The 15967-nt window shown below is 68.4% G+C and carries 14 protein-coding genes and 2 pseudogenes; 9 read left to right on the forward strand and 7 right to left on the reverse strand.

The annotated features are described in order from the left end of the window. Positions 1-163 precede the first annotated feature (163 nt). Positions 164-700, reverse strand: coding sequence for a YcxB family protein (locus tag B1H19_RS37525; protein WP_159028236.1), 537 nt, complete (start codon positions 698-700; stop codon positions 164-166). 402 nt (positions 701-1102) lie between these two features. Here B1H19_RS37525 and B1H19_RS37530 point away from each other — a divergent pair, with 402 nt between their 5' ends. From B1H19_RS37530 to B1H19_RS37540, 3 genes are all read left to right on the forward strand, one after another. Next, a complete protein-coding gene (locus tag B1H19_RS37530) occupies positions 1103-1816 on the forward strand; it encodes a cyclodityrosine synthase (RefSeq protein ID WP_162500703.1) in 714 nt (237 codons plus the stop codon). Beyond that, the gene (locus tag B1H19_RS37535; protein ID WP_083109316.1) at positions 1813-3000 is read left to right on the forward strand and encodes a cytochrome P450; all 1188 of its coding nucleotides are present in this window, start codon (positions 1813-1815) and stop codon (positions 2998-3000) included. The genes B1H19_RS37530 and B1H19_RS37535 overlap by 4 nt, the downstream gene beginning before the upstream one ends. Before the next feature lie 203 nt (positions 3001-3203). Then, the gene (locus B1H19_RS37540; protein WP_159028237.1) at positions 3204-3500 is read left to right on the forward strand and encodes a cytochrome P450 family protein; all 297 of its coding nucleotides are present in this window, start codon (positions 3204-3206) and stop codon (positions 3498-3500) included. A gap of 130 nt (positions 3501-3630) precedes the next feature. Here the strand turns inward: B1H19_RS37540 and B1H19_RS37545 are convergent. Further along, a pseudogene (locus B1H19_RS37545) lies at positions 3631-4143 on the reverse strand (IS110 family transposase); the annotation flags it as partial. A gap of 676 nt (positions 4144-4819) precedes the next feature. Here B1H19_RS37545 and B1H19_RS37550 point away from each other — a divergent pair. Beyond that, positions 4820-5593 carry an SDR family NAD(P)-dependent oxidoreductase gene (locus B1H19_RS37550; protein WP_083109318.1) on the forward strand — a complete coding sequence of 258 codons (774 nt, stop codon included), beginning with the start codon at positions 4820-4822 and terminating at the stop codon, positions 5591-5593. Positions 5594-6371: 778 nt separating this feature from the next. Here the strand turns inward: B1H19_RS37550 and B1H19_RS37555 are convergent. Further along, positions 6372-7343 (reverse strand): ScbA/BarX family gamma-butyrolactone biosynthesis protein, encoded by a 972-nt coding sequence (locus B1H19_RS37555; protein WP_083109319.1) that lies wholly within the window; start codon positions 7341-7343, stop codon positions 6372-6374. Positions 7344-7501: 158 nt separating this feature from the next. On the opposite strand from B1H19_RS37555, the gene B1H19_RS37560 reads away from it, so the two are divergent. Then, the gene (locus B1H19_RS37560; protein ID WP_083109320.1) at positions 7502-8188 is read left to right on the forward strand and encodes a ScbR family autoregulator-binding transcription factor; all 687 of its coding nucleotides are present in this window, start codon (positions 7502-7504) and stop codon (positions 8186-8188) included. Positions 8189-9406: 1218 nt separating this feature from the next. Here B1H19_RS37560 and B1H19_RS38370 read toward each other — a convergent pair. Next, entirely contained in the window at positions 9407-9796 is a 390-nt protein-coding gene (locus tag B1H19_RS38370; protein WP_237289738.1) for a thiamine-binding protein, read from the reverse strand. Positions 9797-10052: 256 nt separating this feature from the next. Continuing rightward, on the reverse strand, positions 10053-10787 hold the full coding sequence (locus B1H19_RS37580) for a TetR/AcrR family transcriptional regulator (protein WP_335755956.1): 735 nt from the start codon (positions 10785-10787) through the stop codon (positions 10053-10055). Positions 10788-10904: 117 nt separating this feature from the next. Between B1H19_RS37580 and B1H19_RS37585 the strand changes: the two genes are divergently transcribed. Together B1H19_RS37585 and B1H19_RS37590 are read left to right on the forward strand one after the other, a co-directional pair. After that, complete coding sequence (locus tag B1H19_RS37585; protein WP_083109323.1) at positions 10905-11501, forward strand: NADPH-dependent FMN reductase; 597 nt, start codon at positions 10905-10907, stop codon at positions 11499-11501. A 28-nt stretch (positions 11502-11529) separates the two neighbouring features. Then, complete coding sequence (locus B1H19_RS37590; protein WP_083109324.1) at positions 11530-13095, forward strand: DHA2 family efflux MFS transporter permease subunit; 1566 nt, start codon at positions 11530-11532, stop codon at positions 13093-13095. A 112-nt stretch (positions 13096-13207) separates the two neighbouring features. On the opposite strand, the gene B1H19_RS37595 is transcribed toward B1H19_RS37590, so the two are convergent. Further along, positions 13208-13672 carry a MarR family winged helix-turn-helix transcriptional regulator gene (locus tag B1H19_RS37595; protein ID WP_083109325.1) on the reverse strand — a complete coding sequence of 155 codons (465 nt, stop codon included), beginning with the start codon at positions 13670-13672 and terminating at the stop codon, positions 13208-13210. A 50-nt stretch (positions 13673-13722) separates the two neighbouring features. On the opposite strand from B1H19_RS37595, the gene B1H19_RS37600 reads away from it, so the two are divergent. Further along, positions 13723-14202 carry a MarR family winged helix-turn-helix transcriptional regulator gene (locus tag B1H19_RS37600; RefSeq protein WP_083109326.1) on the forward strand — a complete coding sequence of 160 codons (480 nt, stop codon included), beginning with the start codon at positions 13723-13725 and terminating at the stop codon, positions 14200-14202. A 19-nt stretch (positions 14203-14221) separates the two neighbouring features. On the opposite strand, the gene B1H19_RS37605 is transcribed toward B1H19_RS37600, so the two are convergent. Beyond that, positions 14222-15096 (reverse strand): IS5 family transposase gene (locus B1H19_RS37605; protein ID WP_107426293.1). Its coding sequence is split into 2 segments (ribosomal slippage): positions 14222-14749 and positions 14752-15096, totalling 873 coding nucleotides; the frame shifts between segments, so codons are not numbered across the junction. A gap of 88 nt (positions 15097-15184) precedes the next feature. Between B1H19_RS37605 and B1H19_RS38375 the strand changes: the two are divergent. Continuing rightward, positions 15185-15429, forward strand: a pseudogene (locus tag B1H19_RS38375) (transposase); the annotation flags it as partial. Positions 15430-15967 lie beyond the last annotated feature (538 nt).

Raw genomic sequence — 15967 nt, forward strand, 5'->3', positions numbered from 1 at the left:
GAACTTGCGCGGAGGCCATGTGTCTGCTGTGTGGCCCGGTGCGCCGCCGACCGAGGTCTGAGACCGCCGACTACTAATAGTGCTTTGTTAATTACCTTTACGGAGGGTTGTCAGGGGTGACGGGGAAGGGGCATTGCGCGCGTCGCGCCGTCGCCGTTTGATCTCAGGCAACGGGACGGCCTTGCCCCGCACCGACGTGGGACGAGTGCTGGTCCAGGACGGCACGCAGCCGGTCGGTGTCGGCTGCCGTACCAAGTCCGCGCTTGGGCAGCAGGGTCATGGTGGAGGCGTTTTTGTCCCCGCTCAGCAGGAGGAACATTCCCGGGGTTTCGGCGTAGCGGGGTGTTGCCTGCCAGGTGAGGGTGTGGGTTGCATGGGCGGTCGAGACGGTGACACCGGAATCGTCGATGACGATGTGCTGCTCGCCCTTGGTGGCCGCCAGCCGGTGAAAGCTGCGCGCGTGGAGGCGGGTCTGGCCACCCAGCCCGAGCAGGACAAGAACTGTAAACCCAGCAACGACGGGCACATCGACGCTGCCGTCCTTCACAAACTTCAGTACTGCCGAAGCAGCCAGGAAGAAGGTCGCTGCGGCCAGCAACCAGCGCGTGCGCCGAGCGGACTTCGAGGCTTTGGCCCGTGCGCCCAATGCCTCGTGGAAATCCTCAACTGTAGGTGTGTACGACAGCTCTATTCGTGCCACGACGGCCTTCCTCATGTGATCTCTCCGGCCGAATCGACCGGAAAGGGATCTTAACGTCCGAGGTTGTCCGAGCCGGTCCCCGGTTGAGCCATGCCGGGAAGAGCCGCCATCGTCACGTTGCCGGTCGTGGGGCTTGTGGGGCGTCCATCCGATGCTCGTGCGGGTCGGGGGCTGTGGTCCGTGCTCACCAACTTCTGTCGTTTCAACGATCCCGCCCCGGCGCCGGCCGAGCGCCAGGCCGCGCTTGTGAACGCCGTATGAACTCAATTAGGCGGCCTGACCTGCGAGTTACTGCCTGGTTCGGCATCCTTAGGAACCGACAGTCGGGTATGTTTCCGGTGTCGCCGCCACACCGGGAACACGGGGTTCCCAGGGACTAGCGGCACGTGGGGACATCGTCTCTTGACGACAGCGACCGAGATATTTCACGTCCGTCCGTACACCCCGCACTGCCAAGTCATCACCGACGAAGGTGATCACGCCGTCATCGGCATCTCTCCGGGGAACTCCTACTTCACCCATCAGCGAGTCCTCAGCCTCGCCGCCTGGGGATTGGACAACTTCCGCCAGGTCGATCTCATCTATACGGATCTGCACGTCGCCGACATGTACGAGGCACTCGGATATCCGGCTCTCGACGCCCAGCGCAAGGCCGTGAAGAACCTCCGCGGTGTACGCGCCAAGGTGACCGCCGCCGTCGCCGCGCTCGACCCGGACGGCACCAGGCTCCGCGGCCGCCCCATGTCCGCGCTGCTGGACATCCCCGCCTATCGGGTCATCCGCGAGAGCCTCGACGATCGGCTGTCCACCGACCCGGGATTCCGCGAAGTCTGTGACCAGCTCGTGGTCCGGTTCCTCACCAGCAAGGTTCTCGACGGGAAGCAGCCCACGGACCGTCAGCGCCAGGTCTGCCTCGACTACATCTGTGCCGAAGCGCCGCTGTTCATCGACACCCCCGCAATCATGGGCGTCCCCTCCTCGCTCAACTGCTACCACCAGGCACTGCCGATGGCCGACCTCCTGTACGCACGCGGGCACGGCCTGCGCGCCACACGCAACCAGGGCCACGCCGTGATCACCCCCGCCGGCACCACCACCGAAGGACACGACCAGTGACGACCGCCCCGACCCTGATCGACTTCCCGTTCTCCCCGCGCGGCGACCGCCTTCCCCCGGAGATCGAGCGGCTTCGCGCCACCCCGGTCACGCGGGTGCGCACCATCGCCGGGGACGAGGCGTGGCTCGTCTCCTCCTACCAGCTGTGCAGACAGGTGCTCGAAGACCCCCGCTTCAGCCTCAAGGACACCTCCGCCCCCGGCGTTCCCCGGCAGTACGCCCTGACCATCCCGCCCGAGGTGGTCAACAACATGGGCAACATCACCGGCGCCGGTCTGCGCAAGGCCGTACTCAAGGCGATCAACCCGAAGGCCGGCGGCCTGACGGAGTGGATGACCGACCACGCCGCCCACCTGATCGACGGCATCCTCGACTACGGCCCGCCGATCGACCTGCGCGGACACTTCACCAACCCCTATGCCGAACACCTCCACTGCCACATCCTCGGCATCCCCCGCGATGACGCACCGCTGTTGGCATCCAGTCTCGACATCGCGTTCATGAACTCGGCCTGCCCCATCACCGGGGCGCGCCTGAACTGGGACCGGGACATCGCCCATATGACCGGACGGCTCAACGACCCCGCCACCGACGGGCTGATGGCCGAACTCGCCGCCCTCCGCGGTGACCCCGACTATGCACACCTCACCGACGAGATGCTCGCCACCGTCGGCGTCACCATGTTCGGCGCCGGAGTCATCTCCACCATGGGCGCCTTGACCATGGCCGTCTTCACGCTCCTTCAGAACCCCGATATATGGGCTCGGCTGTGCGCGGAGCCCGGCAGGATACCGGCCGCCGTGGATGAACTGCTGCGCGTGAACCTGTCCATCGCCGACGGGCTGCCCCGCCTGGCCATGGAAGACATGCAGCTCGGCGACACGGAGATCAAGAAGGGCGAACTCGTCCTCGTCCTGGTCGAGGCCGCTAACACCGACGCGAGCGTGTTCCCCGACCCGCACACCATCGACATCGACCGACCCAACGCGGCCGCTCACCTCTCGTTCGGCTACGGCGGGCACTACTGCCCCGCCGTCCCACTCGGGAAGAAGCACATCGAGAGAGCGATCGAGACCCTCACCTCCCGCATGCCTGGCCTGCACCTGGCAGTCCCCGTAGACCAACTCGTATGGCGTACCCGCTTCATGAAGCGCATTCCCGAGCGGCTGCCGGTGGCCTGGTAGGAGCAGAGTAAACGGCGTGAGTTGGCGCCCAACACCATGCGGTGGCCCCGGCCTGAGGGAGGTCGGGGCCATTGTGTGGTGGGAATCGTGGGGCGGCTCGGCAGTTGCTGGGCCGGCTCCACGAGGAGATCCCGCACCGGCATCGACGATGCGGGCCTTCTCGGGTGAGGCGGATCGGTGTGTGGCGTGAGTAGTTGCGTTGTGTGCACGGGCTGGTGGCACCGGTGTTGCTGGACGGGGATCTGCCGGCCTGGCTGGTGTTGGGCTGCGACGAGTTCAAGCAGGTGACGTCCCGTCCTTTGCAGTTCACTCGTGACTCGGGCCAGTGGATCACGTTCCGGCGGGCGGGTGCCGGCCGATTCCCCGCTGTGGCCGGCGTTGCAGCCCCAGCCGAGTGTGCCTTTGTGGATGGGGCCGAGCATGCGCGGTTGCGTGGCGCGGTCACCGACAGCCTGGAGCAGTTCGCGCTGCGCGGGACCCGCTGCTACACCGTCCGCTGATCGAGGAGTTCGCGGCGGCCCGTGGTGAGGAGTCGGGCCGGGTGCGGGGGTGCCTCTCTGTCTTTCGTCAAGCGAGGCGTGGGGTTCTGGGTTCGTAGAAGGTGCCGTCGCGGAGCATCGCGAACAGCACGTCCAGGCTGGGGTGGAACTGGGTGAGCAGGCCGCGTATCCGGTTGGAGGTGTGGGTGGCCTCGGCTGCGAGGTCCTGGTCGAAGCCCACCAGGACGGTCAGTTCGGCGGTGATCCCGTCGGTCAGCTCAAGCGAGCGCAGGGTGTGCGGCATCGTGCGGGCGGCGTCCGCGATCACCGCGGCGTCCTTCGCGTCGGTCTTCGCCTCGCCCGGATACAGGTCGGCGATCTGCCGCATGGCAAGTCCCGGCAGGTAGGCGACCTTGCAGCCCGCGTCCCGGGCGACGGTGAGGGGGAGGGGGAGGGCGCCGATGGAGGCGGGCTGGTCCACGACCACCAGGACGGTGCCGAACTTCGCCGCGAGTTCGTCGAACACGGCCCGCGGCTTCGGTTCGCTGTTGGGCAGCTGCTTGTCGAAGACCTTCTTGCCGGCCGGCGTCAGTCCGTGCCCGTGATGGGCGCTCTTGCCGACGTCCAGGCCGAGGAAGACGCCCACGTCGTCGATGTCGTACAACCCGTCCTCCCGAACAGGGCTCGTGCGGTGCTGGCCAGGGCGATGGCGCCGTACGCGCGCATCCACGTGATGCAGACCTGCCGCCCGCGCGGTGCCGGGCATTGCGCTCGGACAGGCGGTAGTCGGACCTCTCATCAGCGTCGCCAACGGCACCCCACGGGCCCGGTGACACCACCGCCCAGGTCAATCCCTTCGACAGGGGGACACAGTCATGCCGGGCCCGGGGGCCAGCGGCCCTCTTGCAAGACCGCGAAGAACCTAACGGGGGGACGTCGCGGTACGGGCGCGCCCCTCTTCCGCGACTGCGGGCCTCGGCGTCCTGCGTGCCCTTTGGTCGCCTCTGTTTTCGGCGGGTTCGTGGGGCGGGCTCACGGCGAGTGCCCCTCGTGGTGCTTGTTGCCTGTTACCCGTTTCGCGTTGTCCGTTGCCTGTAAGGCAGTTGGGGGCTGCCGTGCCTTGCACGGCGGTTGGCGGGGTGCGAGTTGTCCGTCCTCGGCGGGAGAGGAGTGGTGGGTTGCCGTGGTGTTCTGCCTGGTGTTGCTTTGAGTGTTTCAGGCGGCGGTTCCGGGGATCGCCTGTCGGTCTTCGCCAGTGTTTTCCTCTCCGGCAGTGGCTGGAGTGTCCGTTTCGTTTGCCGGGCACGTCAGCCGGCCGTGCGGGATGGCAGAATCCCGGCATGACTCATCAGCACGGTCTGCTTTCCGGCAAGGTTTCCCTGATCACAGGAGCCAGTAGTGGGATTGGCGCGGCAACCGCGAAGCTTTTTGCGCGAGAAGGTGCGGCGGTGGTACTTGCGGCCCGCCGGGTGGACCGCCTCCACGCTCTTGTGTCGGAGATACGTCGGACCGGAGCAGAGGCGGCGTACATCGCGATGGATGTGTCTCAGGAGGAGGACGTGAGACGTGCCGTGGAATTCACTGTGGAGAAGTACGGGCGCCTGGATCTGGCATTCAACAACGCGGGCGTCGGCTGTGATCACGAGTCCATGCACTTGATGCAACAGGAGACGTACGACGACGTGATGGGAACCAATGTCCGTGGTGTGTGGCATTGCCTGCAACACGAGATTTCCGCGATGCTGCACAACGGCGTGGGCGGTTCCATCGTCAACAACAGCAGTGTCGCCGGACTGCAGGCGATCCCTGCCGGGGCGCCTTACATCGCCTCCAAGCACGCCGTCATCGGGCTGACCAAGGCGGCTGCGGCCGAATACGCGCCGCAGGGCATCCGCGTCAACTCCGTGGCGCCCGGGACGACCCGTACCGAGATCATTGCTGGTTGGTTCGATCGGAACCCCGGGCTGGAGGAGCAGTTGCACCGTGCGACGCCGCAGGCCCGTACCGCCGAACCCGAGGAGATAGCCCAGGCCGTCGCCTGGTTGTGCAGCGACCGGTCTTCCTTCGTCACGGGTGCGGTGCTGCCCGTGGACGGCGGGTACACGCTGATGTGACGTGCGGCGCCGGGGACTCCGTGCCGGTATGTCACGGCCCGTCGCGCATCGCGGGCGGGCCCGCCCGGCCGTATGACCGTCTCATGAGCCTCATGAGGCTCCGTGCCGATTCCGGCCCGGGAGCGGGTTCGGTTGCCGTGCCGCTTCCGAGGGGGCGGCCGAAGGCACTTGCCCCTCATGGCGGCCGGTCTGGCTGCGGGCGCGACGAGCACTTCCTTGCCCGGCGTATCGGGCCGTTCGACGTCTTGCGGAGGGAGGTGCGTTCCCAGGCGCCTGACCGGAGGCTGTCCACCGGGCGGTGCATGGGGACGGTCCCCGGCTCGGTCCCCTCGGACGGCCGTGGACGGGGCGGGCAAGGCGGCGGAATCGGGCGCGGCGGTGCAGGGCGGCGCTGCGGTGTGAGCCCCGGTGCTGTTGTGGGGCTGACCGGAGCTTCTGCGCTCCCCGCAGGCGGTGGGTGAGGAACGCCGGCGGGCGTGGGACATGCCGCGGACGGGGTCGTCCAGTTTCAGCCAGGCCATTGCGGCGGCACCGGGAAGCAGCCGGGCCTTGAGGGGCGCTCCTTGCGGGGCGGCGGAATCGCGCGTTACCGCATGCATGTCCTTGCGTTCCGCGTACGGCCCTGGCACCGGCGCCGGGCTGTTCGCGCGTGCGGGCATGCGTGCGGCACGGCCGCGCGGTCGGGCGGGGAAAGGTTCGGCGGGCGGCCGCCCGCCGCGGTGTTCCGGCGGAACGCACAGCGCGCACCGCCGGTACCCGCGGCGATCACCGCGGGATATCAGCTGCCGGGGTCGGTGAGCGTGGTGGTGAACACCTTTGCGCCGTTCTGGTGGCCGGTCACGCGCACTGTGGTGGTGCCCTCACCTTCGGCGGCGGGCTGTGCTCCGATCCAGCACGGGCTGTCGAATTCGACGTAGCGTTCGAAGACCGTGGTGAGGGCTGACGGCCTAAAGGTCCTGTGTGCGGTCACCAGGCGGGCGGCTTGCTGGGCGGCTTCGATCATGACGAGACCGGGAACGTGATCGACGGGGTGGTCGTACAGCGCGGTGTTGCGGAAGTCGCCGCGCAGGAGCCACCGGCCGGCCGTGTCCGTGGGGGTCAGTACCACCTCGACATCGGCGGTGCAGTCCACCTGAGCCGGCGGGACGGGGGCCGGCAGCGGCGCCTGGTCACGCACCGCCTCGGCGTGAACGCCCCGCAGGCGGCGGTAGACACCTGGCGGAATCCATTCGAAACCGGTGGCCGCCGTGCCGACCTGCCGCCCGGCACAGTGGATACTCATCGTCATGCGCAGACCGCTGATGGAACGGCCACGCGATTTGGTGATTTCGCAGACAACGTCAAGAACCAGGCTGGTCGGTTTTCTTTCCGCCTCCAGGCGCTCCACGTCGAAGGCGAAGTCGAAGGTGCGCAGCAGCACCGCATGCGTCAGCGGGGCCCCGAACTCCGCGTGCGCGAGCAGCAGTCCGGTCTGCCGCACCATCTGGGCGGCCTGCATGGCCCAGCTGCGAAACCCGCGGCCCGGCGCCCCGCGGTCCAAAGCCGGCCATATGGCCGTGACGCGGAAATTCATGGCCCCGGTGCGGTGCCAGTCGGTCACCAATACGGAGTCGTCGTAACGGAGGTGGACGAATTCCTTGGGTACGCGCGGACTGTGTCCGGTGGCACGTCGCGGCGCGGGGAGCGGCAGGTTCCTGTCCGGTGCGACAGGGCTGTGCATACGGCCGGGCCCCAGCGATGGTGTGGACATAGGTCCCCCTCGGTACCTCAAAGCAACAGAGCTTCGGATGGCTCCCAATAAGATACGTACTATCCGGTTTGATTTTCAATGCGGTGCCGCACCGCGCTACGGAACGCTCGTTCGAACGAGGGGGGACGGCGCATGCGGCGGTAACATGGAGAGTTGTCATGGCGAAACAGGCACGGGCGATACAGACGCGGCGGCAGATCCTGGATGCGGCGGGCCTTGTGTTCGACCAGCTCGGATACGAGTCCGCGACCATCGCCGAGATCATCGCGCAGGCGGGCGTGACGAAGGGGGCCCTGTACTTCCACTTCGACTCCAAGGAAGACGTGGCCCGCGCTGTCCTCGAGGAGGCCGTCACCACCGAGGGGGTCGTACCGCAGGACTCCAAACTGCAGGAGTGCGTGGATGTGGGGATGGTGCTCGCCCACCGTGTTCCCCGCGAGCCGATGCTCAGTGCCGCCATCCGCCTGTCGACCGACCTGAAGGCCCGTGCCCTGTTCGGCACCTCCTGGACGCCCTGGATCGCCTTCATGGCAGAGCAGCTGGCCCTGGCCAAGGAGCAGGGCGAACTGCTGCCGCACACCGTTCCGGAGGAAACCGCGCTGGTCATCGTTGCGGCATGGACCGGCATGGAGATCGTCACCTCCGACCTCAAGGACGGCGAGTCCCTCCAGCACCGGGTTTCCAGGCTCTACGACCATCTTCTCCCCAGCATCGCCGTGCCGGGTGTGCTGGCCAGGCTGGACACCTCACCGGACCGCGGTACCCGGATCTGGCAGGCCCACCAGGAGCAGGCAGGCCGGGACGTGGAAACGGACAAAGGCGTCGATCTGTCGATGTCCGCCTGAAACACCGTTTGCCGCAGCGCCCCGCAGAGGAGCGCTGCCGTGATCCCGCTGCCCGGACGGAGTCGGCGGGTGATGCCCCCTTCGTGCCGGACGCTACGTCCCCCCCCGGCGATGATGAGGCCCCCGCGGTAGGGCTCCCGGCTGCTAGGACCGCCGCAGGCAGGCCAGGTCTCCTCAGTGCGCCGCGGCTCGTCCGGCGCAGCCCAGGCGCAGCTCGGCCGGCACCAGCGCCGCCGACGTCGACCGGAAGCGTTCGCCGCCCAAGAGTGTGGACACCGGCCGGCCGGAGCTCCGGTGACGGAAGAAAAATCGCGTCGGCCGGCCGCGAAGGGCGTCGTCCGCTGCCGCGGGGGCGAATCGGGCGGCCCGGGCCCGCCGCGCCCAGGCCCCGGAGCACGTTGGCGTCTCCATTGGTGCGACGACCGCTCCCACGACAGCGTCACGCCCGAGGCGGACGGTTCCGCTGCCGACCGGTCATCCGACCGAGAGTCGTCAGGAGCGCTCCAGGGACGCTGGAGGATACGGGCGCCTCGGATCGCGCACCGCCATCGTGCCGCGCAGGGCGAAAAAGCGTTTCGGAGTGCGAGAGTTTCGCGCCGGGCACCACAGGAGCAGGCTCCCCGGGATACCGATGACCGGCGGCCGTGCCACCGCCGAACATCGCACCGACGCGTCGATTGGCCGTGGTCGTCGACACCGGCTACGGCCTCGCAGCCGGCGTGTGGACACATCGCGCACCGCCTGCGACCGGGACACGCCGCTTGCGGGCCGACCGACGACGACGGCCGTGATACCCGCAAGGAAGTCCTCCTGGCGTAGGCGTCGTCAAGCCCGCCGCGGCAAGAACTCCTCGCTGAAGCCTGCAACTCCGGCGCGTCGAAACGGACTGCGAAGGCGCCGCGAACACTACGCGATGCCTCGACCACGGCATTTCGCACTCTGCGGGATCTGCGCGATCTGGTCGAAGACGGCTCCATCCACACACAGGACAACTACCCCGAATCGCGAGACCTCCGGGAAGACCGGTTCGCGAAGCTCCGTACCGCCATGAAAGGCGACCTCGACAAACTGTCAGTGAAGCAGAAGCGCTGAAGCCAGGCCGCCAACGACCGTGCTGAGCCGCGAGGCCGGTCAACGCCGCCGGTGCCGCCCGGGCACCGCGGCCCGTGCATGCCGGCCGCTGCCTGCCACGCACGCGGAAGGTGTCACGAAAGCCGCTCAGGCGGTGTCTGCGATGCGCTGTTCGAGAACTGCAATCTTGCCATCGAGCGGGTGCTGAATGTCCGGCCATATGTCGGCTTTGAGGACGAGTTGGACGCGGGGGGCTTTGGCGGCGACGGCTTCGGTGGCGCGTTTGACGACGTCCATGACCTCGTCCCATTCTCCTTCGATCATGGTGTACATGGAGTCGGCCTTTTGGTACCGCCGTCGTGTGCGGATCTGGGCGACGACGGGAAGGGCGGCACCGGCCGCCATGAACAGGGCTTCGATGCCGGTGCCGGGCGAGAACAGCGGGCCGAAGAACGGCGAGCGGGTGCGCAGGTAGGCGAGTTTGAGGGCCCACAACAGTGACACCAGGAGGATGCCGGTGCCGAGCCGCCGAGACACCGCGCGCAAAGTGGAGCTGGGGCATCGTCGCGACCGACGAGATGATCGGTCTGATCGCTCTGCGGCGGCGAACCCTGTCCATGGGCACCCTCAGCTACATCTTCCGCGAGGGCACCTGGGGCGATGGCTGTGCCGCCGGAGCCGTCGACATGCCGCTGTCTTCGCCGGCCGTCCAAAGTGTCGTCGTCGAGCCAGCTCCTGGGGGCTGTCCGATGGGTCAGGGTGGCGGGCTCGGCCATGGCTCGTCGGGCAGACCTTAGCTGTTGATCCTGACTGCGATGCCGTCGAGTACGCAGTCGAGTCCCGTCTCGAACTGCCAGGCCGCGTCGTCCTTGCGCCCGGCCCCGAGGGCGTAGCGCCGGTAGGTGGGGTAGCGGCCGGTCTCCATCAGGTAGGTCATCTGGGGTGCGAGCGCGCGGCGTGTTTCGTCGCCGCTGGCCCAGCCGTTGTCCTCCATGTACTGGTGTAGCGCCACCTCGGACTGCGTCGCGCCGTGCACGTAGGCGTTGACCGCGCGGAAGGCGGCCATCATCGAGTCGGTGTCCATGCCGTGGCCGTCGAGTGCGGCAAGCTGGCGTTCCGCGACCGCCATCCGGTTCGGCGTCAGCACGAAGTGCGGTGTGGGCAGCTGGGCCAGCCAGGGATGCCGCAGCATCATGGCGCGACTGGCCAGTGCGTAGGCGCGCAGGATGTCGCGCCAGCCGGTCACCTCGTCCGGGACGGCGAGTTCGGCCGTGACCTGGTCGACCATCAGCGCCCACAGGTCGTCCTTGCCCGAGACGTGGCGGTACGCGGCCATGGGTGCGACGCCCAGCTCGGTGGCGAGGCGGCGCATGGTGACGGCGGCGAAGCCCTCGGCGTCGGCGACCTGCACCGCCACAGCGGCGATCTTCTGCGGCGTCAGTGAGGCGCGGGGCGCGGCGGCGGGGCGCTCCATGCGCTCCCACAGCACGGGCGCATCCGCATCTCTGCTCTTCTTCTGGGCTGCCACGCGTGGGCTCCTCTCCGGCCGACCGTTCGTGTACAGCGTATCGCCAGTAGACGACGTACACAGCGACGTGTACGTTGTACGCATCCCAATACGTCGTACACATCAGGGGGATTTCCCATGAGCGAGCAGCCGCAGCAGCTGCGCGTAGCGGTCGTCGTCGGCAGCACCCGGGAGGGCCGCTTCGCACCCGTCGTCACACGGTGGATCAAGAGCCACCTCGACCAGCGCGACGACATGAGCGTCGACGTCGTCGACCTGGCCGAGACCCCGCTGCCCACCGTCTTCCCGGCCTTCGGCCAGCCGCCCGCGCCCGGCACCGAAGAGGCCCTCGCCGAGGTCTCACCGCGCCTGGCGGCCGCCGACGCGTTCGTGTTCGTCACGCCGGAGTACAACCACAGCTTCCCGGCGTCCCTGAAGAACGCCATCGACTGGCACAACGAGCAGTGGCACGCCAAGCCGATCGGCTTCGTCTCCTACGGCGGCATCTCGGGCGGCCTGCGCGCGGTCGAGCAACTCCGGCTCGTCATGGCGGAGTTGCATGCGACCACCATCCGCAACACGGTCAGCCTGCACAACGCCTGGGGCCTGTTCGACGAGGAGTACGCGATGAAGGACACGCAGAGCGACGCCGCGGCCAAGACGATGCTCGACCAACTCGCCTGGTGGGCCCAGGCACTGCGGGACGCCAGGAACGCCCGCCCCTACACCGCCTGATACAGCGTCAACAACACTGGGGGAAACCATGAATCAGCGTAGGGGAGAAGCCGCGCCCAAGACAGCGGAGTCCTGTGCTGACCAGCCGCCGACCGCGGCGCCGGCCGTGGCGCCACCGTCGCGCCTCGCCGTCCTGGGACTGCTGCTCGGCATCATCCTGGCGACACTCGACGGCACGATCGTCGGCACCGCCCTGCCCACGATCGTCGGCGACCTGGGCGGCCTGGACCACCTCTCCTGGGTGGTGACTGCCTATCTGCTCACCACCGCCGTCTCCACCCCGATCTGGGGAAAGGCCGGCGACCTGTACGGCCGCAAGGGCAGCTACCTGACCTCGATCGCGGTCTTCCTCGTCGGGTCGGTGCTCTGCGGACTCGCCCAGGACATGGGACAGTTGATCGCTTTCCGGGCACTCCAGGGGCTCGGCGCGGGCGGCCTCTTCGTGGGTGCGCTCTCCCTCCTCGGGACGCTCCTGCCGCCCGCGCAGGCGGGGCGCTCCCAGTCGATGATCGGCGTACTGCTACCGGTCGCCATGATCGGCGGCCCGCTGCTCGGCGGCTTCCTCACCGACCAGCTGGACTGGCGCTGGGTCTTCTACGTCAACGTGCCCGTCGGCGCCGCCGCACTCCTGATCGTCGGGCTCTGCATCCGACTGCGCGGCGAGCGCGGCCCGGCCCGCATCGACTTCCTGGGCGCCGCACTCCTCACGGCGGGCGTTCTGGCGCTCACCCTGATCGGGACCTGGGCCGGCACGGCGTACGACTGGATCTCACCGCAGATCGCGGGGCTCGCCGCACTCTCGGTGGCCGCCCTGGGCTGGTTCGTCCACGTGGAGCGACGAGCACCCGAACCCATCATCCCGCCGCGCCTGTTCCGCGACCACAACTTCACACTCGCCCAGGTGCTGAGCTTCCTGGGGGGCGCGGCGATGCTGGCCGCGGCGAGCTATCTGCCGCAGTACATGCAGTTCGTACGGGGCATGTCGTCGACGGAAAGTGGGCTGCTGCTGCTCCCACTGATGCTCGGCATGATGGGCGCGCAGCTGTTCATCGGGCGGGCGGTGGCGGGCGGCGGCGGGTACCGCGGGTACCCCATCGCGGGCGGCGCGGTCGCCACCGCGGGCGCCCTGGCCCTGCTCATGGTCGGCGCGGACACCGCCACAGCGGTGGCCTCCGCGCTGACGCTCGTCCTCGGCCTGGGCCTGGGCTGTCTGATGCAGCCCGCGATGCTCATCACCATGAACAGCGCGGAGCCCCGCGACATGGGCGCGGCCAGCGGCACCACCACGCTGCTACGGACCATCGGTGGCTCGCTCGGCGTCGCCGTGCTCGGCTCCGTCTACACCGGCCGCATGGCCGCCACCCTCACGGACCGGCTCGGCCGGGACGGGGAGCGGCTCGCCGGCGGCCACGAAGTGACCCCCGCGGTGCTGCTCGGGCTGCCCGACGGGGTGCGGGACGCCTTCCGTGCCGGGGTCACCGGCGGACTGCACAGCGTCATGATCGGCACGGCCGCGCTGTGTGCCGTCGCCTCCGCGGCCGCCTGGCTGATCCGCGAGGTGCCGCTGCGAACGGCCCCGGGGGCGCCGGACTAGGGAGTGTTGTGAAAATGCTGGCCGCAGCCGATTGTGGGTGGCTGCGGCCAGCATTTTCGGGTGGTTGTCCAGGTGGGTGGCCACCATCTCGCAGGCAGAAGTGCGCCGACGGTTACTGCTGGGGCGCTTCGGCCGCCAGGGCGTCGAGGTGGGCGGCGACCCGCTGGAGCAGTTCCATCAGCACCTCGTGCTCGTTGGCCGAGAGGCACTCCATCATCCGCACCCTCAGGGCTCCGGACCGCTCGGCGACCCGCTCGTAGGAGCGTCGCCCCTCCCCGGTCAGCGTCACGCTGCCGTCACCCGCCACCTGCGCCCAGCCGCGCTCGATGAACCGCTCGACATGCGGCCACATGGTCGGCTCGTCGGCGGACAGGAATGCCGCCATGGTCTCATCGAGCACGGCGACGGTGATCGGGCCGTACGAAATCGTGTTCAGCACCTGCCAGGACCGCCGGTTCAGACCGTCCGCGGCGAACAGCCGGCCCAGGCTCTCGGTGATGGCTCCGTCGATGTGCTTTAGCCAGTAGCCGAGCGGCCTCTGCTCACGGACGTCGGGCAGGCGAGTCATGTCGGTCATGCCAATCCCTCAAATACATGTCTTCTGACAACAATTGTAAACTAGCATGCATGTCGAAGAGGGATCAACAGGAAGCCGTCGCCGCCGTCGAGCGGGCCATGGTGGCGATCCGCCGCAGCCAGACCCGCCGATCACTGGGACGGCTGGCGCCGCGGGACGGTGGGAAGCCGATCGACCCCACGCTGTTCAGCGTCTTGGACGCTATCGAGGCCTGCGGCCGAGACCGGGCGTGTGCCGTCAGCGATGTCGCCGCCGCCCTCGGCGTGGACCAGCCCAGGGCGAGCCGCCTGGTGCTGCGCGCCACCGAGGAAGGGTGGATCACGCGCCGCACCGATCCGTCCGACGCTCGGCGCACCCTGCTCACCCTGTCCCACGAGGGGCAGGAACAGGTCGACCGCGCGCACCGCTTCCGGCAGGAGGTCTTCGCCCGCGCGATGGCGGACTGGCCGGACAACGACCGAACCGAGTTCGCCCGACTCATCACTGCGTTCGTGATCTCGTTCGCCCAGGTAGCTCCTCACGCCGAATGAATTTCTCGGTGCATGGCGGTTACAGCCACTCGTTGATGGCGGCGACCAGCACCGTCGCGTGATAGCGGACGGCGAGCTTGTCGTACCTCGTAGCGACCGCGCGGTGGCGCTTGAGCCGATTGATCCCGCACTCGGCCGCGTGCCGCTGCTTGTAGTCGTCCTTGTCGAACTTGGGCGGACGGCCACCGCGGGAGCCGAGCTTTCGGCGGTTGCGAATCTGGTCCGCCTTCTCCGGGATGGTGCACTTCACGCCGCGTCGGCGCAGGTAGGAGCGGTTCGCGCGGGAGCCGTACGCCTTGTCTGCGCGGACCTTGTCCGGCTTCGTGCGAGGTCGGCCGGGTCCGGTCCTGGGCACTCGGATAGCGTCAAGAATCGGCTGGAACTGGGGACTGTCGTGCCGCTGGCCGGCGGTGACGAGCAGGGACAGCGGCTTCTGTCCCTGCTCGACCGCCAGGTGCAGTTTGGTGGTCAGACCGCCGCGCGAGCGGCCAAGGCCGTGGTCATCCGGCTCGGTGTCGACGCCCCCGGGAGACTCCTTTTGAAGAGCCCCTTTTTTCGCGCTCCAGCAGCATGCTGGTGGGCGCGCGCGATGGTGGAGTCCACGCTCACGTCCCACGTGATCAGGCCCTTTGCGTCGGCTTCGGCCTGCAACTGTTCGAAGATCCGCTTCCAGGTGCCGTCGCGCTGCCACCGCCGGAACAGGTCGTAGGCTCGGTCCCACGGACCATAGCGCTCTGGAAGGTCACGCCACGGCGCGCCGGTCCGAGTCCGCCACCGTATGCCGTCGATCAGCTGCCGACGGGTCCAGGTCCGGGGGCGGCCCGGCTTTTTGCCCACCGGCAGCAGTGGCTCCAGCCGCTCCCACTGGCCGTTCGTCAGATCAGCGCGTCCCACGGGCCGTGATCATCTACGTCCTTGATCCACTTTCGCAACAGGCCCTAGATGTGCTGTCCGACGAGTCGGGTCACGGACCTGGCGGTGGATCGTTCCGTCCCGTGCGGGGCGGGGTGATCTTACGGACACGCAGTGGGCTCGGCTGGAGCCACACCTTCCGATGAACGTGGGCGAGGCGGGCGGTTGCGGAATCACCGCGCAGTCATCAACGGCATGCTCCTCCGCCAGCGAACTGGCACCCCGCGGCGAGACATACCCACGCGGTTCGGGAAAGGGAAGACGGTGCACGACCGCCACCGGCGTCGGTCGGCACACGGCACCATCGCCCGGATCTGGGACATCACCCTGGACCAGATCGCGACCCTCCAGCCCACAGCTGCCGACCTCCTGCGCACTATGGCCTGGTACGCCCCCGAAAACATCCCCACCACCCTTACAGACGGCTCCACCGACCCACCCGCACTGAACCACGCAATCGGCCTGCTCACCGCTACAACATGATCACCCCGACCCCTCGACCGGCACGCTCGCCGTCCACCGGCTCGGACAGGTTCCAGCTTGCTAGTGCTCCGTTGCTCGTAGGAGGGCCGCGGGACCGCCGGGGCCCTGACTCGGGCCTCGGGCTCGGGTCCGCAGGCCGGAGCTCAGCGAGGGCCTGCCCGAACCGGGCGTCGGCGGCGAGCGTGAGGGACTCCAGCGCGGCGGTGGCGGCTCGTCTACTTCGCCGGCCGCGCCCCTGGGCCCCGAAGCACACGAACGAGAAAGGCGCCCCCTGGGCCATCCCCCGGGGTGGGCGCCGTCGTTGTACCGTCAGTGCACGTTTCCGAACCTGTGGTGCTGGGTCTCGGTACCTTTGGTTCAGACGGACTCT

This window comes from Streptomyces gilvosporeus (assembly GCF_002082195.1).
GTDB lineage: Bacteria > Actinomycetota > Actinomycetes > Streptomycetales > Streptomycetaceae > Streptomyces > Streptomyces gilvosporeus.